Genomic DNA, 20,558 nt, shown 5'->3' on the forward strand with positions numbered 1-20,558 from the left:
ATGTTTACGGGTATCATACTTGCCGTCGGTAGAATCGCCGGCATCCAGCCGCGCGGCGGCGACTGTCGGTTGAAAATCGACACAGGCAAACTTTCTTTAGTCGATTGCGCATTAGGTGACAGCATTGCCGTCAACGGTGTTTGTTTGACCGCCGTTGAGTTGGGCGAGCATTATTTTTTCGCCGATGTCTCGAATGAGACTTTATCGCGTACGACTTTAAAGTCGGCGAGCACCGGTACCCCGGTTAATCTGGAATTGGCCTTGACGCCATCCGGCCGGCTGGGTGGGCATATCGTCAGCGGCCATGTCGATGGTATCGGCAAAGTGATCGAGAAGCAGGCCGATGGCCGCTCGATTCGGTTTAAATTCAAGGCGCCGGATTCGTTGGCCAAATACATCGCCGAAAAAGGCTCGATTTGCATCAACGGCATCAGCCTCACCGTGAATAGTGTGGACGGCGCGTATTTTTCCGTGAACATCGTGCCGCATACCTTACAAGAAACCACCCTGGGTAGCACCGAAGCAGGCAGCGAGGTGAATCTGGAAGTGGATTTGCTGGCCCGCTACATGGAACGCTTAATGAAAGGCGAAGCTGCGGCGCATTGCCTAGGCGGCGTCACCGAGGCCTTATTACAAAACTCAGGCTTTATTAAATGAATAGCATAGAAGAAATCATAGCCGACCTTCGCCAAGGCAAAATGGTCATCATCATGGACGATGAAGACCGGGAAAACGAAGGTGATTTGTTGATGGCGGCGGCGTTTGCCCGGCCGGAAGACATTAATTTCATGGCCAAATACGGCCGTGGCCTGATTTGTCTGACCTTGACGCGAGAGCGTTGTCAGCAGTTGCGTTTGCCCCTGATGGTCACCGACAACAATACGCCATATACCACCAATTTCACCGTGTCTATTGAAGCGGCTACCGGCGTAACCACCGGTATTTCCGCCGCCGATCGGGCTTTGACCGTGCAGGCGGCGGTGGCAAAAAATGCGCAACCTAGCGATTTGGTGCAGCCGGGACATATTTTTCCATTGATGGCGCAAGCCGGTGGCGTGTTAAATCGGGCTGGGCATACTGAAGCCGGTTGCGATCTGGCCCGGCTGGCGGGCGTTGAGCCGGCGGCCGTCATCGTGGAAATCCTGAACGACGACGGTTCAATGGCGCGCCGGCCCGATTTGGAAGTCTTTGCCGAAACGCACAATCTGAAAATCGGCACCATTGCCGATTTGATCCACTACCGCATCAAACACGAAAACACCCTGGAACGGATCAGCGAATGCGTCTATCCGACCGAATTCGGTGATTTCAGACTTTACGCCTACCAAGATTGCAACGACGATAACGTGCATTTGGCCTTGGTGATGGGCAACGTCGCTGGCGACGAGCCGGTACTGGTAAGGGTCCACGCCCGTAACTTGATCGACGATTTATTGTTTTCCAAGCGCAGCGATTGCAGTCTGCCGGTGCGGGAAGCCTTGAAAAATATTGCCGAAGCCGGTCGCGGCGTTTTGGTGATCATCCGCCAAAAAGAAAACAACAAAGATTTAGTGGAACTGATTCACACCTACCAAATGCAGGACCATGGCGTCAAAAACAGTCAGGATCTGAGCGCGGATGCGGATTGGCGCACCACTGGTGCCGGTTCGCGCATCTTGTCGGATTTGGGGGTGCGGCGCTTGAAGGTGATGGGGGCCCAGAAAAAATATATAGGTTTGTCCGGCTTCGATCTGGAAGTGGTCGAGCATGTCGATTCAACGCATTAATGCAGGGTCGAATTTATTCGCCCGCATCTTACGATTTCAATCATTCAACAACAGGTAAACACATGGCAACAGTCACTACTCTGGAAGGCAACTTTTCCGCGCAAGGCGGCAAGTTTTGCATCGTTTCGTCACGCTTCAACAGCTTTATTGTCGAACAACTGGAAGGCGGCGCGATCGATGCCTTGGTTCGCCATGGCGCAGATAAGAACGATGTCACCCTGGTAAAAGCGCCGGGCGCCTTCGAGTTGCCGATGGTGGTGCAACGAATTGCCGCCAGCAAAAAATACGATGCGATTATCGCCCTGGGTGCCGTAATTCGGGGCGGCACGCCGCATTTTGAATATGTGGCCGGTGAATGCGTCAAAGGCATTGCTCAGGTTGCGTTGCAATATGATGTGCCGGTGGCTTTTGGCGTGTTGACGGTGGACAGCATCGAACAGGCTATCGAACGCGCCGGTACCAAAGCCGGTAACAAAGGTGCGGAAGCAGCGCTGTCGGCGATCGAAATGGTCAGTCTCTTTAATAACCTGGGTCTTTAATGAGTCAAGCAAAAACCAATGCCAGAAAGTGCGCGGTACAGGCACTGTATCAATGGCAAATGTCCGGCGAGAGTTTGATCCGCATCGAAACCTATTTTCTGGAAGAAGAGCATCTGAAAGGCGCGCAAAAAACCTATTTCAGCGAGCTGTTTCATGGGGTGCCGCAACAATTGGATGTGATCGATGCGGCGCTGGCCGAATTCGTTGATCGGCCGGTGGAAAAAATCGATCCGGTGGAACGCGCTATTCTGCGTATCGGAGCTTACGAGCTGATCAATCGCCTGGAAACGCCCTACAAGGTCATCATCAACGAAGGCGTTAATCTGGCTAAGGATTTCGGCGCGGACGGCAGTCATAAATATGTAAACGGCATCCTCGATAAAGTCGCGCAAAAACAGCGCGCGGTAGAGATTGCAGCGAAGAGGGCGAACTCGCAAAGCTAATGGCTGTTGCCGAATTCGATCTTATCCGGCGTTATTTTGCGGTACATACGCCGCAGCATCCGTTCAACCGATTAGGAATAGGCGACGACTGCGCATTGCTGGACGTCCCGGCCGGCTATCAATTGGCGGTAACCGCCGATACGATGGTCGAAAACGTGCATTTCTTCGCCGATGCCGATCCTGAGCAGCTTGGTCATAAACTGTTGGCGGTTAATCTAAGTGATCTAGCCGCGATGGGCGCCGAGCCGTTCGCGGCAACATTGGCATTAACCTTACCGAAAGTCGACGAAACTTGGCTGCAAGCTTTCTCGCGAGGTTTTATCAATTTGGCTCGTGAGTACAGGGTCGATTTAATTGGCGGTGATACCACTTCCGGACCGTTGACGATGACGGTACAAGCGATAGGTGTGGTGCCGCAGGGGATGGCGTTATTACGTTCCGGTGCTAAGATCGGCGATCTGATTTATGTCACCGGGCAACTGGGCAATGCCGGCTTGGGGCTGAAAATTAAACAAGGTTATGCCTGTGCCGATCCGGAGCTGGCTTTGCGCTGCTTTAACCAGCCGCGGCCGCGGGTGTCGGAAGGCTTGGCGCTACGCGGTATCGCGCATGCCTGTATCGATATTTCCGACGGATTAGCCGCCGATTTAGGACACATTCTGGAAAAAAGCGGTGTCGGCGCGTGTTTGGAATGGAAGAGCTTGCCGTTATCTATCCCCATGCAAGATTACATTGCGCAAAACGACGATTGGAGTTTGCCGCTAGTTGCCGGCGATGACTACGAATTGTGTTTTACCGTGCCGGCTGACTTTGCGGAAGCCTTGCCGGAAGGTTGCTTTTGCGTGGGTGTTATTGAAGCCGAACCCGGCCTCCGGGTCAAGCGAGGAGGGCGTGTGGACGCGTTCGAGGCGAAAGGTTTTGAGCATTTTTCTTAGAGATCATTACGGCAACAGCCGGTTAAGTGCGCGGCAGATCATCAAAGATCCAACGCTGTTTCTGGCATTTGGTTTCGGTTCGGGTTTATCGAAAGTAATGCCCGGAACGATGGGTACCGTCGCTGCGATACCTGTTTATTTGGCTGCGCTGCAAGCAGGCCAAATTGCATACTTCCTGATCACGATGTTCATAGTCGCTATCGGGATATTGATTTGTGACCGGGCGGCAAGAAAACTGGAAGTCCATGATTTCGGCGGCATCGTCTGGGATGAAATCGCCGGGTTTTTGATTACCATGTGGGGTATTGCCTATTCCTGGCAGAGTTTATTGGCGGGTTTTGCACTGTTTCGTTTTTTCGATATTGTAAAACCTTGGCCTATCAAATGGCTGGATCGGCATGTGGAAGGTGGTTTTGGCATCATGCTGGACGATGTGGTTGCGGCTGTTTTTGCGGCGCTGATGATGCGTATCTGGTTTTAAATATTTAGGTAATTAAGGAGCCAAATTTAAAGCCAGTTTTGCCGCCTCCCGGATGTCGCGGTTGTTGTGTTTGCTTAGCTGTTTTAGGCGGGCTATCAGTTTTTTATCTTCTACCGAATTGATGACCAACAAGGTTTGCTCGATAGTGTCGTCGCTATGGCTTTGCAGCGCAGTCAACAGCATGTCGGTGCGGTCTGTCGGGTCCTGCCATTTGATTATCTGCCGAATGGCTTGACTGACAACCAAATGGGAGTTGTCATTCAGCGCCGTGATTATGCCTTGCTTGGCTTCGGCGCTCGTCAATTCCCCCAATTCCATTACAGCCAGTTCCCGGTCGTATTCATCTTCGGCGTTATCCAATTGATGTAATGCGCCATCCAGTTTTTGCAATTTTTCGCTATCGCTTAGTAGATCTTCAACGGGTTCTTGATTGGCTATTTTTTGGGCTTGCTGCTGAAGCACAAACTCAACTTGAGCTTTAGTTTGCGCCGGGTTGGATTCCGAGTTATCGGCCGGAGCCTGGTGCGTATCGGTATTCGATAAGTGTTTATCTGCATCGAAAACTAATGCGCTAAACTCATCCACATGGGGAATAGCGGAAACAGCGATTGCTCCAAAACAAAGCACGCCAAGTAATATACCTTTGTTTTTCATGAATTAAATTTCGGTTGATGCTTAATGATTGATTAGGCAAGCAGCTCAGTTGACCTCAAATATCTTGGACGACTACAATCCGCCCCGATTTGCAGGTTATCTTGTTGCACACGGTTTCTAAAATGGAGTTTTCCTGCAAACATCGCCGCACTCTTTATAACAACCAGAAAAAAGGTGAAATTATGAATAAAAAACTATTACTTTGCGCTTCGATTTTTGCGCTTGCGACAACTAGCGTGGCGTTTGCCGACAGAGACGATAGCTACGGCGATTCGGAAAGCGCTTGTCCGGTCAGCCATGCCGCTCTGGAAAGTGCGATTAAATCGGCACAGGCGCTTGATAACGGCGGATTGGGTTTTCACATGTGGGCTTCGGTCGTCAATGCGAATGGCGTGGTTTGCGCGGTAGCTAAATCGGGTAACGGACTTAACGCGCAATGGCTGGGTAGCCGGGTGATTTCCGCGCAGAAAGCGTACACAGCAAACGCGTTTAGTTTAACTGACGGGGCGAATCCGAATGCGGCGCTTGACGGCTTGGCGTTGTCGACTGCCAATTTATATTCGGCGGTGCAGCCGGGTGGAAGTCTGTTTGGTTTGCAACACAGCAATCCGGTCGATACAAATTGGGCATATGCTGGTAATTCGAAAAAATTCGGTAGAAAAGACGACCCGATGAATGGTCGTCGGGTCGGCGGGGTAAATGTTTTTGGCGGTGGTTTGGCACTTTATAACGCGAGCGGTAAATTAGTGGGGGCTGTGGGCGTAAGCGGTGACACCTCCTGCGCCGATCATAATATTGCATGGCGTGTGCGTGATACTTTGAAACTCGATTTCGTACCGGCCGGTCTTTCCGGCTCAGCGGGCGATAACATTATCTTCGACTTGGATGCCAATGGAAAAAGCGCGGGTGGCTTTGGTCATCCTAAATGTATAGGTACTGAGCACATCAAAAATGCCGGTTTGCTCTTAACCGCGCCTATCGGAAACAATCCGTAAAATGAGTATGAGGTAAGGCCGTTTATTCGGCTTTACTTCGTTTTCGTAATTAATAGCATGTTTATTGCTTGCTAATTATTTTATAGCCTGTATAATTAACCAAATCAATCGCGGGGTGGAGCAGCTTGGTAGCTCGTCGGGCTCATAACCCGAAGGTCGTAGGTTCAAATCCTGCCCCCGCTACCAGATAACTGATTGATTCTTAAGGATAAGAATCATAAAGCCATCGGTTTAACACGTTGAAAAAAACGCCACAGGGCACCGTTTAGGGCACATGTGGATTTTTTCAAAAAGGTTCCAGAGAACCTGTGTTACATCGAGGGCTTTTTTTATGTCCAGTGATTTTTCAGAAAATCTTTCACCATCGGCAATCGATGCCGACCATGACAACCGCACAGAGACAGTGAGTGCGGATGTTTCGAAAACCAACCGATCCAACATCAATCCGGATATTGACAGGCTAAAGCAAACTGTCAAAGACATGGATTGCATGTCCCAGGAGGCGGTTGAGCGTATTTCGGCTATTACCGGGTTGCTATTGTTGGCGATGGAAAGCCCCGGTTTTTATGGCCGTCCTTACGATTTACACCATGCACTAAGACAGATAAATGCTATTGCGGATGGACTTCAAAACGACATCAACGTTATGGCTGAAGATGTTGGGTGTAATTTTATCGACAATAAAACCGGTGGATTTTGGGCTGCCCATATGGCTTTTAAATCCAACAATTCACATTGATGGGGGCGGATATGGCCACCATCCGAAAAATCCAACGCCAGTCGGGTGTCGTTTATAAAGCGATCATCACCCAGCGCGGCATTCCAATAAAATCCAAAACCTTCACTCGCAGAGGTGATGCTCAATCGTGGGCAAAACGCATCGAGTCCGACCAAGAGATGATGGAGGCCTTAGGTTCGCGCGGTGCGGGTCTGCGGTTTGCCGATTTGGTCGATGAATACATGGGCCAATGGCAAGGCAAGGATGCGGTCAACCAAGCCAGGCGGGCGCATTATTGGCAAACGTGCTTCGGCGATTATAAGTTGGTTGATATTACCGCGGATATGATCCGCCAACAGCTTAAAGGGTTCGAAGCCGGTAAGGCCTTACGTGGCGATGGTGCCGGCAAGGCCAAGGCGATTAATCGCGACCGTTCGCCGTCCACCGTCAATCGATATCGCACCGTGCTGTCGGCTATTTTCAGGTATGCGATCTTCGAGGGCTATATCGTGGCCAATCCCGTGGCCCGTGTGGCCGCTCGCAAGGTGAACAATCAGATTAATCGATTCCTGGATGAAGGCGAACGGGTGCGCCTGTTGGGTGCGTGTCAAAAATCAGACTGGAATAGGCTGCATTTACTGGTGTTGATGGCGCTGACTTCCGGCATGCGTAAAGCCGAGCTGCTTAACCTACGTTGGAGCGACATCGACTTCGAAAACAATCTGGCCCGGTTGGCAACCAGCAAAAACGGCGAACCCCGCTGGTGTCCATTGCCGGATTTTGTAGTGGAGCAACTGCGGCCACTGCGTCAGGTTGGCACCGCGTTAATCTTTGCCAGCGACAGCAAGCCCGAGCGACCGTTCGAGTTCAAAAAACACTGGGATAAGGCGCTAAATGAAGCCGGAATCCATAATTTCCGGTTTCACGATCTACGCCATAGCGCCGCCAGTTTACTGGCGATGGCCGGCGCTTCGTTATACGAAGTCGGCGAAGTGTTAGGCCACAAATCCACCCAAACCACCAAACGCTATGCGCACCTATCCACCGAGCATAAATCAAAGCTGGTGGAACGCGTCATGACCGCCGCCATTCGGCAAAAATAATTAGGAGAATACCGTGAATACAGAAAACCAAGATCGTGATACCAACAATCCTAGTAATGCGGATGACCTAATAGAGCTATTTGACACAGTAATGCTTCAAACCGAACGGGCGCGTTGCGTTTTGGAGCTTGTTTCTAGTGCCTTGGAGAGCAGCGACTTGCTGCCGGCAATTAGGGTAGCAATAGATGAATTGGCGACCATCGATCACAGTATTCAAACTTGGAATAACAACCAAACCATTAACGCATAAGGAGCGTAGCCATGACACAAATTGCAGAACCAGAAGCCTACAGATTGGTAAATAGCATTGAGGAATTGGCCGGCATGCTTTCGTATCGATTTTGGGCTGATGACACCATAAAGGATCGTTTCGAGTTAGCAGCATTGGCGGATGCTGTCCAAGTGTCGGCCTTGCGACTGCGTGAGATTGTAGAAATCGCCGATGAGCGAGGAGAACCATTTGTCGCACCTGCTGCGGATAAATCTGCGTCATTGCATATTGTAAAGCGTAGCTATACACTAAACGATGATTAAGAGTTTCCGCCATAAAGGCGTTCAGCAGTTCTTTGAAACCGGTTCAAAGGCCGGGATCAATGCCGAACATGCCGGCAAGCTGGCACGGCAATTGATGTTGCTGAATGCCGCCAAAAGTCCGCAAGAAATGGACGTAGCAGGCTGGAAACTTCATCCGCTCAAAGGTGATTTATGCGAACATTGGGCGGTCAAGGTTAACGGGAACTGGCGTCTCACCTTCGCGTTTGAGGGTGAAGACGCCATTCTGATCGACTATCAGGACTATCACTGACGAGGTGTTTGCATGGCTATGTTTAACCCGCCCCATCCGGGCAGTATTTTGAAAGAGGACATCTTGCCCGAACTGGGTATTGGCGTTACCGAGGCGGCCGCACAGCTCGGGGTTTCCCGTGTGGCCTTGTCGCGTGTCGTCAATGGCCGCGCAGCGATCAGTGCCGACATGGCGATTCGATTGGAAGCCTGGACCAGTGGCCCGACTGCTGAAACATGGGTGCGTATGCAGGCCGAGTATGACCTATGGCAGGCCCGCCAGAAACCACGCCCCAACGTCACGCCGGCGCCTCGATCAGCGGCAGCTTAACCGGTTTACCGAGCCTAGCCCGACGGGGCGAAAAGCGGCTTTCTCACCCGTCTGGCTTGGTTTCTTTTTGTGGGGATGACACTTGAGAGGTGTTGACGTGAGCATGGTCAGTATGACTGATACCGAAATTGATAAGTGGGTGGCGAGTCAAAAACTGCCGCCCAGGGCGGGCTGTTTGTTTCGGTTTCCGTTCTATGCAAGCCCAAGTTTTCGTAAAGCATATGCAGTTGTGAGCAAGTTTCACGTATATCACGTTGCCGATGGTGGGCACCTAGAAATAATCAATCGATTTATCGCCTCCAAAAATCACTGCGCCAAGTCATTACGCAAGATTTGTGAACTTTTGGAGACAGAGGAACAGATGGTGATTTTCTGTTTCTGTTTACATCGCGCTTGGATGATTTGGGGTGTTGGTACAAGTGAAGAGTGTGCTCACGAGAAGAGTGAGACCCCTCTTGCAATTGGCGTTTCACGGAGTAAAGAAGCCGATAAAATCAGAGGAGAAATTAAACAGAAAACTCGGGAAATTGTCGATTTGGTAAATGATCTGGCTGAAATTGGTGGCGTTCATTGGATTAGTAGCCCTCAATCTTCTATTTATCCTACATTGCTACAATGCGCGGTCGATATTCAATCAAACTCGCTGCCAGAGCCTATTCGACAGTGGGCAGATTGGGTTGCTTATGACGCGTCCGATGGCGTCTTGGCGCAAAAATTCCAGACATTTATTAATGATGTAGGAGCTTGTTATGACACGGATTTTCCAATGCCAACACTGGAAAGTTTGATTCTTGCCTATGGTCAACAAGTTGCTGAAGGTTTTGGTGATAACTCGACTTATCGGGGCACGTTGAAGGGTTCAAACGGCTTTGTTGCATAAATCGACAACAGCCCCCATGTTGCAAGGGAATTCACTAATCCCTAACTGGAATGCTCAAGCCACAACCGAAGAAATACCGCACCCAAAACTGGCCTGATTACAATCAATCTTTGAAGCAGAGAGGCGCGATGCTGTTGTGGATTGATAAAAAGATGGATTGGTTAGCCCCTGGCAGCGGTAAGCGAGGTCGGGCTGAGAAGTTTTCGGATGCTGCCATTCAGTTTTGCTTGATGGTTAAGAATTTATTCGGACTGGCATTACGTCAGGCCAGTGGCATGGTGGCCAGTTTGTTGAGGCTCTCTGGCATAGACTGGCCCACGCCGGATTACACGACACTCTGCCGTCGCCAACAGCACTTACAGGTGTGTATTTCCTATCGTCCTAACCCCAATGGCTTGCATTTGTTGGTGGACAGTACGGGCGTAAAAATGCTGGGCGAAGGCGAATGGAAAACCCAGGAGCATGGCGCCGAATACCGTCGGCAATGGCGAAAGGTTCATTTGGGCATTGACGCTGAAACCTTGGAAATTCGGGCGATTGAAGTGACATCGAATCGAGTCGGTGACGCGCAGGTGTTGCCCGATATGCTAAACCAGATACCCTGCGACGAACGCATCGATTCGGTTAGCGGTGACGGCGCTTATGACACCAAGAACGCGCACGCCGCCATCGTTGAACGGGATGCCGAAGCGATTATTCCTGTGCGCAAGAACGGCAAACCCTGGAAAGAAAATACCTCAGGGGCTCAAGGCCGAAATGAAACGCTACGCGCCACGCAGCGGTTAGGCAGAGCCATCTGGAAGAAATGGAGCGGTTATCATCGTCGCAGCCTGGTGGAAACCAAAATGCGTTGTTTCAAGCTGTTGGGCGAACGGGTCAGGGCGCGAATCTTTAATAGCCAAGTCGCTGAGTTACAAATTCGAGCGGCGCTATTGAATAGGTTTACCCAGTTGGGAACGCCGATCACCGTGGTCATGCCCTAAATCCGTCTGGCGATTTGGGGAAGGGCTGTTTATCCTTGCCTCGATTTATGCAACAAAGCCTTTTTTTCGATGATGTTCTATAGAAACACCTTCATAGCAAAGCCTGAGGAAGTACCTTTCTAGGTTCCAGCGACTAAAGAATGTTCTTTAGTGTCGATTTTGGAAATAACAACCAGGATCAGTTGCCTTTTGCAGAGCTGTAACAACCTCTTCTGGCAAGAGATAAAGATAAATTAGCTTTTCAATGGGTGTTTGAAGTTGTAGAAGGTAGAAACGCTGGATACAATGACAACACTAGTTACTGTATTGCAAGCTTTGTACACAGTAACTTTTACAGTAACTACTATTTTCAATAGTTACTTATTTCAATTAAATCAAACAGTTGAGACTTATATAATGTTGATGCCCCCGCTACCAGACAAATCAAAGGCTTAGGTTTAACGACCTAGGCCTTTTTGTTGCCTGTAGGTTTCCGGTAAGCAAATAGTAAGCGAATTCGGGGAATATCAATCAACACCAAAGCTTCCGGCGAGAATCCTAATCGCCAACCAACAGCGAATATTCCACTACCAAAACACGCCGGGAAAATCCCCGCCGTTGCCGGTAATCCCCAACTAAAGCCATTGCCGGATGTTTCAATCCCGGAAAGCGCCACCGATCCAGCCAAGCCGAGCCGATATACTTCATGTGCGTTTGTGGTGGCGATCACAGCGCAATGTCGGCTCTGGTACCAGTCATGCCAGAGCCGGCGATCTTGCTAGTTCATGATTTGCATGGATGCTGCCGGCGGTCTTTGGGTGAGGCCGTCGGTTTTTTTGTGGCTAACCGATTGAATTTCATGGATGGCTGAAAAGTCAGCCATATAGTTGATTTTGTTCATGGTTCAAATTTGAACCATCTTTTGAATCCATGGATAAAAGATTTTTGCCTTATCAGAAGAACCTAGATTGAAGCTAGGGCACCCATCACAAACAATGCCGTGTATTTCGGTAGGTTCCTGGAATTCAAGGATCATGATAGAAACAAGGGAGCGGATTTCAAATCTTACCCTTTCAATGTCGCAAGGGGTGGCGAAACACCACCCCCTTTGCAAGATTAAGCGGTCAATCGTATGACGTTTTCACCAGCCAATGCATGTACAGCCCTTTTGGCTAATTGAAAAGCCGTTTTGTGATCCAGACCAGCTTCAATAGCCTTTTGAATTGCTTCGTTTGCGAATACATTGACCGCTGTTACTTTGGCCCGCAAATGACCAGGCAAGCCTTGCCGCTGACCTGACTCCAAGCCGAACGCGGCATTTATTATTTTGTTGATGTTTATGTGAAATATCCTCTCAGGTGTTGTGCTTCCCTTGAGTTGCGCCACTTCGTGCATAACCTTAACTTGATCGTGTAGTTCGTGGTAGAAGGGCAAATAGTCCGCCTCGGTTTGTTGGTGTCGCCGGAACCGGGCAAAGGCTTTCACCAAATAGATTTTCAAAGCCATCACTGTTGGCGTATTTCTGGAGTACGTCAGTAATAGATAAGCTTGATCTTCATTAAGAAGAGCGACACGTTGCTTTTGTGGTCCACCGGCTGTATCAATGGTTCGCGTTTCAAACGCGACCCTTCCGAACTCTTCAAAGTCCTTCACGTATTGGTCAATCAGCGCAATGACGTTTTGATGCTGGTTTCCAAGCCGTTTAGCTAATAACAGATGGTCAACTCTTGCCTCACCTTTTAAGGTTTGAAGTTCGATTACTGCCTAACCCCTCCGTCAAGGGGACGTCCCGCAATCGGGCCGCCCGTTACGTCGAACGTTAAACGAGCAGTATCAAGCATCAACCGGTCATTCAGAAATCCAGCTCGATAGACTGCTTTTGGCCGATAGGTTGAGGTCGCGAACGTCTGCTTCGCAGTCCTCCAAATTCAAAATCTGGCTTTGACCGATTGGCCGCTTTGGAGAAGCGCGAGTGACAAAAATGGGTCGGTTTTACCCAATCAACCCCCTAATAACCGATATGGATTGCCAAACCGCCATGTAGAGCCCCAAATAAGCTGCACCTGGAAGCCGAGCAGGTTTTCAGCTCAGATCGGCCGCTTCGTAAAGTGGTCGGATTTCGATTTCGCTTGGCCCCGGCATGGGATTTGGGCAGCGCTGTACCCAGGCAACCGCCTCGTCCATGTCCTTGACTTCCCAAAGCCAGAAGCCGGCGACCAGTTCCCGTGTCTCGGCGAAAGGCCCGTCAATGACCGTACGACCGGTGCCATCGAACGTGATACGTTTTCCGTACATCGAAGGCTTGAGGCCGTCGGCAGCGAGCAAGATGCCGGCACTGCGCAGTTCGTCATTGAATTTACCCATCGCCTCAAGCATCTCGGACGCCCAGGCCGTTGGGAGAAAGCCCTTTTCGCTGTCTTCAGTCGCCTTCACGAGCACCATTACACGCACTGTCCGTCTCCTTGTTAGACCCAGCCTGATCTTGCTGTCATTGAATCAGATGGCGTGTTTGACCTCAAGGGGATCGAGCCCACCAGCCAGCCACAAAAAAAGCCTCTATTGTCTGCTATATTAGGGCTATAGCCATTTCCACGATTATCCGTAGATTTTAGAGACGTTAGTATTTTTTGAATTTGGACACTGGAGTATGGATATATGAATAATTTAACGATTAAAGTGCGCTTATATTTAATTCTGGTGTGCGCAATTGGCGGATTTTTGGTGTTTGAGACGATCAGCTTTTATCAGCTTAGCGGCATTCAGCAGCAAATCCAAACCGATATGCAGGATGTACAGAGAGGGCTAAAACATCTGAGCCAAATTCAGGCCGCCAATGTTAGTTTTAAAACCCAAGTGCAGGAATGGAAAAACATTTTGATCCGGGGTAATGATACTGACAGTTTCAATAAATATCTCAAAGGTTTTGACGAGGCCGAGAACACCGTTAAACAGACGCTTTCCACAATCGTTGCTGAAATGACCCAAGATAACTCGGCACTAGCATCGGAATTCACGTTGCTGCTTAACAAACACAACGAAATGGGGCAAAAATATCGAACGGCTCTAAATCAATTCGATAAAGAGGATATGGAGTCCGGCAAAAAAATCGATAAATTGGTTAAGGGGATGGATAGAGCGACCACTGAAGATATAACTAGGCTGGCAAATGATTTCGAACAGGGAGAATTCAAGCATATTTCCCGGCAAATCGAAATTATGGATGCCCGGTTTTCGCAAATACGTAATGCTCAACTCATTGTATTTGGCATATTGTTATGCTTCTTCGGCGGTGTCATTTTCATTTCGGCCAAGCAAATCAACCGCCAAATGTCCGAGTTTCATGAAACCATGCTGCGGATAGGTCAAAACAGGGATTTGACATTAAAACTCAAAGTGACCGGTGAAGACGAAATATCGATTATTGGATCGCGTTTCAACGAGTTGTTGCGAGGCATCCAAGAAGCCATTTTGCAAATGAATACGGGCGCGGATTCCGTGTCGAAATACGCGTTTCGCATGCTGGATTCGGTATCGAGCCTATCGACTTGTGTCGATACTCAAACCGACGCCACCACCGATATGGCTGCTGCCGTTGAAGAAATGACGGCCAGTATTTCCCATATTTCCAATTCGTCGCGGGAAGCTAACGCTATCTCCAGCGAATCTTCCAAACTGGCTTCCGACGGTAATTTGGTGATTGAAAAAACGATATCGGCCATGGAGTCCACTTCCCAAGGAGTCCAAGAAACGGCCAGGGTAGTCTCGCAAGTAGGCCAGCAATCGACGGAAATAACCGGGATCGTGCAAATTATTAAAGACGTCGCCGATCAAACCAATCTTTTAGCCTTAAACGCGGCAATTGAAGCGGCGCGCGCGGGCGAACAAGGACGCGGTTTTGCCGTCGTTGCCGATGAAGTTCGTAAACTGGCGGAGAAAACGACCAAGCTTACCCAGGATATAACTCAATTAGTAAGCAGAATTCACTCAAGTTCTCGCGATGCGATATCGAATATGGAAAAAGTGGTTGATGGCGTTAACGGCAATTTAGTTTGGGTTAAGCAGGCAGGTACTGCCATTTCGGGGATACGCTCCGGCAGCAAGCAGGTTGTCGAAGCCACGGAAAATATCGCCGTGGCGCTTAGAGAACAAACGGCTGTCAGCGAGAATATTGCGCAAACCGTAACCCGCATTGAACGGATGAGCGATGAAAATAATCGATCATTACTTCGTATTAAAGAGACCGCCAGCCAAATGGACCAATTGGCGAATGAAATGCATGCAATGGTCACACGGTTCAAAGTTTAAGTACTTTGAACGGCTCAACCGCCATGAGTTTCAACGTGCTATTTGTTGGGTAGAGTATCGCAAGACCAGCATTGAAAGCTTGAACTGGGTTTCTCTGGTTCCTAAACTCCAGTTTGGGAACGCTATCTCGGAAGCTCTAGCTTCCTATCTACACCCAAACTGGAAGCTGGAGCTTTCGAGGCTGTGGTTCCTAAGTCGGAGCTTGGGAACCAGAATGGTCGGTCCGGCTAGTTAACTTCAATAGGCTAGTGAAAGGTCATTCCAACTCATCATCCATCCCCAGGGCCCGCATTTCCAGGCCATCAATCTCCTGCAAGGACTTGCCGGCGATGCCTTGCAGATCGCCGTACATCCCGACCGTAGCGTTCATTACCCGTTCGATTTGCGCTTCGCGTTTGGCCCATTGCTTGGTGATGGCTTTGCGTTCCTTGTCCAAGTCTTCCTGCATCGTTGAGAAGGCTTCGACGATGGCTTCCACCCGGTGGCGAAAGCGCGGCCCGGTTAAATAGTCGTAGACCAAAGCGGTTTTGCCGTGTTGGCCTTCGGCGGCGAGGCGGGCCATGCCGACTTCCAGCAGGGTGTGGCGCAGCACGGTGGCGACCGGCAGGGCGGCGCGCGGGGAGGTGACCCAGATGCCGTCGATCACCTCGAAACTTTCCACGCCTTTGGGTAGGGCGTGGCTGACCAGTACGGCGATGTCGGCTTTGGCGTTGCGCTGGTCTTCGCGCAGTTTCACCAGCCAGCCGTCGCTCCAGTTTTTGGTGCGCTTGGCTTCCCAGAGGATGCTGCCGGCGGCTTGCCCAGAGCCGCCAACCACGCGTTGCAATAAGTCTCCGCCGAATTCGCCCTTGGCGACCGGTTCGATGTTGTCGAACGGAAACTTGGCGCGCAGCAGGTTTTCCAGCTCCAGTTCCTGCACTTCGCCTTGCAGTTGCTGCGAGCCTTGTTCGGCTTTTTGTTTCAGTTCTTCGATCTTTTGCTGCATCGAGGCGATGGTCTGGTCTTTTTCCATCACCCGTAGTTTCAGACCTTCCTCGGCTTCGCGTTTGGCCTGGTTGCGCACTTCGTTGAGATTAGTCTGCACGCGTTTTTCGATGGTCAGTTCCAGCTCGCGCTTGGCGTCGTCCAGTTCCCGCTGCTTTTTGATCAGCTCGGCCTGGGCTTGCTGGGCTTCGGCGAGTTTGGCGTCGCGGACTTTCAATACTTCGTTCAGTTCGGCCAGTTCCCGGCTTTTGTGCGCTAGTTCGGCGGCGGCTGCCTGTTTGGCTTTGCGGGTTTCTTCCTCGATGACCCGCTGGCGTTCGGCTTGCAGTTGTTTGGCGACTTGCTGCGCGACTTGATCGTCCAGGCCGCGCTTGGCTTCGGCCAGTTGTTTTTCCTGGTCTTTAATGCCTTGTTCGCGCAGGGCGATGGCCTGGTCTTTTTGCTGCAGCTGCTGCTCGAATTGTTTGCGGGTAGCGGCCAGTAAAGGAGCCGCAAGCGATTCGGTCAGCGGTACTTGCGTGCTGCAATTGGGGCAGGTGATGGTGGCTTCGGTCATGTTGGGCGGTTTTTAGATATTTAGAAAACAGGAAATTATTCAGTGCGAAACGCAATAATCCCTCGACAGCGGTATAGGAAGCGAAAACAAGCGATTTTGCTGACTCAATTCTCCTCTCCCCAACCCACTCGATCGGGCTAGGGTGAGGGTTGTAAATCATTGATTTTAATCCCCTCATCCCGGACTTCTCCCAGAGGGAAAAGGGGGTAATTTTTAGAGGACTCTCTGAGCCTAAGCCTCTATTTTATCGGCGCTGTCTAGCGGCTAAAGCATGGTCGCCCAGGGATTCCAAGTCGGCCAAGCCATGAATTTCGCAACGGCCGCCGCGAGCGATGTAGTCTTCCTGGTAGTGGGCGATAAACTCCATCACGGTGTGGTCGATCAAATCGGCAGCGCTTAAATCGAAGATCACAGTTTGGCCGTCGGCCAGGCTGGCGACCTGGCTCTTTAGCGCCAGAAAGTTGGAGAATAAGGCCGCGCCGCTGACTTTTATGATCCAGCTGTTCGGGCTGTTGGCTTGTAGCTGGTAAGAGATAGACAGCAGGTTGCCCAAGGATACGCCGCGACCGATGTGCAGCAGCAGTTTTGCGGCGATGCCGATCAGAACGCCGATCAACAAATTGCTGGCCAATATCGCGAAGATGGTAATCACGAACAAAGCCAGCTGCTCTTTGCCCAGGTCCATACTTTTGGCAAAGGCTTGCGGCGAGGCCAGTCTAAAGCCGGTATAAACCAGTAGCGCGGCTAGCGAGGCCAACGGTATGGTCGAGATCAAGTCCGGAAACAACACCACAAACAGCAAGACGAAGCCGCCGTGAAAGAAATTGGCCCAGCTGCTGCGGCCGCCGGCGTCTATGTTGGCTGAGCTGCGGACGATTTCCGCAATCATCGGCAGGCCGCCTATCATGCCGGAGACTACATTACCGATGCCAACCGCGCGCAATTCTTTATTCAAATCGGAATAGCGTTTTTCCGGATCGAGTTTATCGACGGCGGCGGCGCTCAGTAGGCTTTCCAGACTGCCGACCAGGCAGATTGATACCACGCTATCCCAAAAAGCAAACGCGCTCAGTTTGCCGAAATCCGGCAGATAAAAACTAGCCAGCAAGCTGTCCGGAAAAGTTACCAGAAAGTGCTGGGCAAACAGGATGTCCTTGGGGACGATGAACGCTGCACCCGGTTGCAATCGATCCAGCTGAAACAAATGGCCGAGCAGGATGCCGGAGGCTATGACGATGATTGGCGCCGGAATCTTGCGCAGCAAGGGCTGTTGAATCTGCGGCCAGCCGATCAGCACCACGATGCCGATCAGTGCAATCAGGCCGATCTGCGGCATGAAATAAATCAGGCTATGTGGCAAAGCCGAGATACCGGACAGGATGCTGGCGCCTGGACTTTGCACCCCGGCCATCACCGGTAATTGTTTGCTGATGATGATAATGCCGATGGCCGCCAGCATGCCGTGTACCACCGAGGCCGGGAAAAATGCCGCCAGCCGGCCGGCTTTGAAGTAACCCAGTAAGGTTTGCAAGGCGCCGGCGATGACGATAGCCGCCAAGGTGTAACGGTAGCCTGCCATTGCATCGCCGTCGCCGAGGGTTTGCACCGAGGTTAAAATTACCACTATCAAACCGGCTGCCGGGCCGGTGATAGTGAGTTGTGCGCCGCCGATGCGCGATACCAGTAAGCCGCCGACAATGGCGGAAATGATGCCGGCCATCGGCGGAAATCCGGAGGCGACAGCTATACCCAGACACAGCGGCAAGGCGATTAGAAACACCAAAAAACCGGCGATTAGATCTTGCCGCCAATGGCCGGCGTTGTTTCCTTGGGACAGCAAAGTGGGCGTCAGTGAGGATTTTGGCATCGATTCTCCGTATTTATAGTCTGCCCCGGCAGGGTATTGGGGGCGTTTTTTGCTTAATCATAACCAGTTTCATGCGAATAATTTCAAGTTTGTGGCCTTGGGTGGGAACGCGATTGCGTCCGATAATTTGGTTTTACCGCGACTTGTTGCTTGGCTGTTTCGACGGCAGCAGGTCATTCAAAGTGTTTGGGTATGGCTGCGACAGTGCGTCGCACGGACAAATAAAAACGGGCCAAGCCGCATGATTCGGGTAAAATGTGACGTCCAATTCTGGTCTTTTTAACACTGAGAACCAGCTGTTTCCAGTATCTTTTTCCCGCTTAAAATTAATGAATATGCACATCGTTGCTCGTGTGATTTTTATCTTTTTCTGTTTGCTCGCAATGCCGTTGTCGGCGGCCGAATCCGGCAACTCCAGCTTTTTGGTGTTGAATTATCACGATATTCTCGAAGAAGAAGAGCGGGTGCCGCCGTTCGACCGGATGGCGGTGAATAAAGACCACTTAAACGATCATTTTGCCTGGCTGAAAAAAAATAATTATCACGTGATCAGCGTCCAGGACTTAATAGACAGTATGCAGGGCAAAAGGTCTCTGCCCAGCAAGGCGGTGATGTTGACTTTCGACGATGGTTATTTGAGTTTTTACACGCGGGCGATGCCGCTACTGAAAAAATACAAGTACCCGGCTACTTTGGCGGTCGTCGGCAATTGGCTGGAGCAGCAAAGTCACGCCGGGACCAATAAGCCGCTGATGACGCCGGCCCAAATTCGCGAAGTGATGAACAGCGGTTTGGTCGAAATTGCATCGCACAGTTTCGATGCGCATCATGGCATCGTCGCCAATCCGCAAGGCAACGAGCAGAGCACCATTACCACTCGCCTGTACAGCAACGAATACGACGAATACGAAAAAGACGAGGACTATCGCAAACGTATTTTTCAAGAGCTGGACCGCAGCTCGGAGCGACTGCTGCAGGCTGTCGGCAAACGGCCCAGAGTGATGGTGTGGCCTTACGGCGAATACAACGAAATCGCATTGGAAGCGGCAAAAAGCGCCGGCATGCCGTTGACGATGGGCCTCAGCGACGGTACTAATACCTTGGCCGATACCGGCGTGATGAAGCGCATGATCATGACCGACGATCCGTCGGCCGAAAGCTTTGCCAACATCGTTACCAATCTGCGCAAGGGCCGCGAGTTGCGGGTGGCGCATGTGGATATGGATTATATCTACGACGAGGACGAAAAACAGACCGAGAAAAACCTGGATGCGGTGGTCGAGCGCATTAAAGCCAGCGGCGCCAATACCGTTTACTTACAAGCTTTTTCCGACCCTGACGGCGACGGTAACGCGGATCAGCTCTATTTTCCCAACCGGCATTTGCCGGTGCGGCGGGATTTGTTCAATTATGTCTCCTTACGCCTGAGAAAAGGCGCCGATGTCAAAGTCTACGCCTGGATGCCGATCATGGCCTACAAGGGCGACGTGCCGCTGAAATGGTATGTGAAGGAATGGCGCGATGGCGAGCCGCAGTTATCGCGGCATGTGTATACGCGTTTATCGCCGTTTAACCCGGAAGCGAGGCAGTTTGTCGGCGAGATTTACGAAGACTTGGCCAAGCATTGCGACTTTAACGGTATTTTGTTTCACGATGACGGCATTTTGTCGGATTTCGAGGACGTCTCGCCGATGGCGATGGAGTTTACCCGCAATGTGTGGGGGTTGCCGGCGGAGTTCGATAAAATCCATGCTTCTAGCGAATTGCGTCTGCGTTGGGCGCAGTATAAGACCGAGTTGATGGGGCAGTTTACCGATTATCTTGCCAACAAAGTGCGGTTTTATCGGCCGTATATAAAGACCGCCCGGAATTTTTACTCCTTACCGCTGTTGAAGCCCTATAGCGAAGAATGGTACGCGCAGTCATTTCCGGGGTTTTTAAAACATTACGATTATGTTGCGGTGGAAGCGATGCCTTTTATGGAAGAAGCCGAAAATCCGAAACAATGGCTGACCGAACTGGTGCAAAAAACCGCGGAATATCCGGATGGGCTGGATAAAATGGTGTTCGAACTGCAAGCCGTGAACTGGAAAACTCAACAAGACATTCCGATGCCGGTGTTTACCGAACAATTTCAGTTGCTGAAAAAACTGGGTGCCAGGCATATAGGCTATTATCCGGATAATGTATTTCATGATCAGCCTAAGCTGGCGGAATTAAAAAAATACTTTCCCGTAGCGATCAAGGATTAATCGA

General features: G+C 50.7%; 23 protein-coding genes and 1 tRNA gene. 18 read left to right on the forward strand and 6 right to left on the reverse strand.

What is annotated here, in order from left to right; genetic code table 11:
* The 6 genes from ACH50O_RS05645 (at position 1) to ACH50O_RS05670 (ending at position 4,164) form a co-directional block, all read left to right on the forward strand.
* The gene (locus ACH50O_RS05645; RefSeq protein ID WP_446811051.1) at positions 1–657 is read left to right on the forward strand and encodes a riboflavin synthase; all 657 of its coding nucleotides are present in this window, start codon (positions 1–3) and stop codon (positions 655–657) included.
* Positions 654–1,766, forward strand: a complete 1,113-nt coding sequence (gene ribBA / locus ACH50O_RS05650) for a bifunctional 3,4-dihydroxy-2-butanone-4-phosphate synthase/GTP cyclohydrolase II (protein ID WP_446811052.1) — start codon at positions 654–656, stop codon at positions 1,764–1,766. Before ACH50O_RS05645 ends, ribBA begins: the two co-directional genes overlap by 4 nt.
* 62 nt (positions 1,767–1,828) lie before the next feature.
* Positions 1,829–2,305, forward strand: coding sequence for a 6,7-dimethyl-8-ribityllumazine synthase (gene ribH, locus ACH50O_RS05655; RefSeq protein ID WP_446811053.1), 477 nt, complete (start codon positions 1,829–1,831; stop codon positions 2,303–2,305).
* On the forward strand, positions 2,305–2,748 hold the full coding sequence (nusB, locus tag ACH50O_RS05660) for a transcription antitermination factor NusB (RefSeq protein WP_446811054.1): 444 nt from the start codon (positions 2,305–2,307) through the stop codon (positions 2,746–2,748). The genes ribH and nusB overlap by 1 nt, the downstream gene beginning before the upstream one ends.
* Positions 2,748–3,683: a thiamine-phosphate kinase gene (gene thiL, locus ACH50O_RS05665; protein WP_446811055.1), complete on the forward strand. Its 936-nt coding sequence runs from the start codon at positions 2,748–2,750 to the stop codon at positions 3,681–3,683. Before nusB ends, thiL begins: the two co-directional genes overlap by 1 nt.
* Positions 3,667–4,164 carry a phosphatidylglycerophosphatase A family protein gene (locus tag ACH50O_RS05670; protein ID WP_446811056.1) on the forward strand — a complete coding sequence of 166 codons (498 nt, stop codon included), beginning with the start codon at positions 3,667–3,669 and terminating at the stop codon, positions 4,162–4,164. The genes thiL and ACH50O_RS05670 overlap by 17 nt, the downstream gene beginning before the upstream one ends.
* Positions 4,165–4,176: 12 nt before the next feature.
* Here ACH50O_RS05670 and ACH50O_RS05675 read toward each other — a convergent pair whose 3' ends face one another.
* Positions 4,177–4,818: a HEAT repeat domain-containing protein gene (locus ACH50O_RS05675; protein ID WP_446811057.1), complete on the reverse strand. Its 642-nt coding sequence runs from the start codon at positions 4,816–4,818 to the stop codon at positions 4,177–4,179.
* A 182-nt stretch (positions 4,819–5,000) separates the two neighbouring features.
* On the opposite strand from ACH50O_RS05675, the gene ACH50O_RS05680 reads away from it, so the two are divergent.
* From ACH50O_RS05680 to ACH50O_RS05725, 10 genes are all read left to right on the forward strand, one after another.
* The gene (locus ACH50O_RS05680) at positions 5,001–5,813 is read left to right on the forward strand and encodes a GlcG/HbpS family heme-binding protein (protein ID WP_446811058.1); all 813 of its coding nucleotides are present in this window, start codon (positions 5,001–5,003) and stop codon (positions 5,811–5,813) included.
* Positions 5,814–5,922: 109 nt separating this feature from the next.
* Positions 5,923–5,999, forward strand: a tRNA-Met gene (locus ACH50O_RS05685).
* 145 nt (positions 6,000–6,144) lie between these two features.
* Positions 6,145–6,552, forward strand: coding sequence for a hypothetical protein (locus ACH50O_RS05690; RefSeq protein ID WP_446811059.1), 408 nt, complete (start codon positions 6,145–6,147; stop codon positions 6,550–6,552).
* 11 nt (positions 6,553–6,563) lie between these two features.
* The gene (locus ACH50O_RS05695) at positions 6,564–7,634 is read left to right on the forward strand and encodes a tyrosine-type recombinase/integrase (protein WP_446811060.1); all 1,071 of its coding nucleotides are present in this window, start codon (positions 6,564–6,566) and stop codon (positions 7,632–7,634) included.
* Between the two features lie 13 nt (positions 7,635–7,647).
* Positions 7,648–7,884, forward strand: coding sequence for a hypothetical protein (locus tag ACH50O_RS05700; RefSeq protein WP_446811061.1), 237 nt, complete (start codon positions 7,648–7,650; stop codon positions 7,882–7,884).
* 11 nt (positions 7,885–7,895) lie between these two features.
* Positions 7,896–8,168 carry a hypothetical protein gene (locus ACH50O_RS05705; RefSeq protein WP_446811062.1) on the forward strand — a complete coding sequence of 91 codons (273 nt, stop codon included), beginning with the start codon at positions 7,896–7,898 and terminating at the stop codon, positions 8,166–8,168.
* Positions 8,161–8,439 (forward strand): type II toxin-antitoxin system RelE/ParE family toxin, encoded by a 279-nt coding sequence (locus ACH50O_RS05710; RefSeq protein WP_446811063.1) that lies wholly within the window; start codon positions 8,161–8,163, stop codon positions 8,437–8,439. Before ACH50O_RS05705 ends, ACH50O_RS05710 begins: the two co-directional genes overlap by 8 nt.
* 12 nt (positions 8,440–8,451) lie before the next feature.
* A complete protein-coding gene (locus ACH50O_RS05715) occupies positions 8,452–8,748 on the forward strand; it encodes a HigA family addiction module antitoxin (RefSeq protein WP_446811064.1) in 297 nt (98 codons plus the stop codon).
* A gap of 112 nt (positions 8,749–8,860) precedes the next feature.
* Positions 8,861–9,628: a hypothetical protein gene (locus ACH50O_RS05720; RefSeq protein ID WP_446811065.1), complete on the forward strand. Its 768-nt coding sequence runs from the start codon at positions 8,861–8,863 to the stop codon at positions 9,626–9,628.
* 50 nt (positions 9,629–9,678) lie between these two features.
* Positions 9,679–10,611, forward strand: a complete 933-nt coding sequence (locus ACH50O_RS05725; RefSeq protein ID WP_446808515.1) for an IS5 family transposase — start codon at positions 9,679–9,681, stop codon at positions 10,609–10,611.
* 445 nt (positions 10,612–11,056) lie between these two features.
* On the opposite strand, the gene ACH50O_RS05730 is transcribed toward ACH50O_RS05725, so the two are convergent.
* From ACH50O_RS05730 to ACH50O_RS05740, 3 genes are all read right to left on the reverse strand, one after another.
* Positions 11,057–11,320: a hypothetical protein gene (locus tag ACH50O_RS05730; protein WP_446811066.1), complete on the reverse strand. Its 264-nt coding sequence runs from the start codon at positions 11,318–11,320 to the stop codon at positions 11,057–11,059.
* A 386-nt stretch (positions 11,321–11,706) separates the two neighbouring features.
* Positions 11,707–12,348 (reverse strand): Rha family transcriptional regulator, encoded by a 642-nt coding sequence (locus tag ACH50O_RS05735; RefSeq protein ID WP_446812118.1) that lies wholly within the window; start codon positions 12,346–12,348, stop codon positions 11,707–11,709.
* A 324-nt stretch (positions 12,349–12,672) separates the two neighbouring features.
* On the reverse strand, positions 12,673–13,032 hold the full coding sequence (locus ACH50O_RS05740) for a YciI family protein (protein WP_446812119.1): 360 nt from the start codon (positions 13,030–13,032) through the stop codon (positions 12,673–12,675).
* Positions 13,033–13,245: 213 nt separating this feature from the next.
* On the opposite strand from ACH50O_RS05740, the gene ACH50O_RS05745 reads away from it, so the two are divergent.
* The gene (locus tag ACH50O_RS05745; RefSeq protein WP_446811067.1) at positions 13,246–14,895 is read left to right on the forward strand and encodes a methyl-accepting chemotaxis protein; all 1,650 of its coding nucleotides are present in this window, start codon (positions 13,246–13,248) and stop codon (positions 14,893–14,895) included.
* A 256-nt stretch (positions 14,896–15,151) separates the two neighbouring features.
* Here the strand turns inward: ACH50O_RS05745 and ACH50O_RS05750 are convergent, their stop codons facing one another.
* Complete coding sequence (locus ACH50O_RS05750; protein ID WP_446811068.1) at positions 15,152–16,435, reverse strand: DUF2130 domain-containing protein; 1,284 nt, start codon at positions 16,433–16,435, stop codon at positions 15,152–15,154.
* A 244-nt stretch (positions 16,436–16,679) separates the two neighbouring features.
* Positions 16,680–18,302, reverse strand: a complete 1,623-nt coding sequence (locus ACH50O_RS05755; protein WP_446811069.1) for a SulP family inorganic anion transporter — start codon at positions 18,300–18,302, stop codon at positions 16,680–16,682.
* A 329-nt stretch (positions 18,303–18,631) separates the two neighbouring features.
* Here ACH50O_RS05755 and pgaB point away from each other — a divergent pair, with 329 nt between their 5' ends.
* The gene (gene pgaB, locus ACH50O_RS05760) at positions 18,632–20,554 is read left to right on the forward strand and encodes a poly-beta-1,6-N-acetyl-D-glucosamine N-deacetylase PgaB (RefSeq protein WP_446811070.1); all 1,923 of its coding nucleotides are present in this window, start codon (positions 18,632–18,634) and stop codon (positions 20,552–20,554) included.
* The last annotated feature ends 4 nt before the right edge of the window (positions 20,555–20,558 follow it).

It is taken from the genome of Methylomonas sp. 2BW1-5-20 (genome assembly GCF_052474515.1).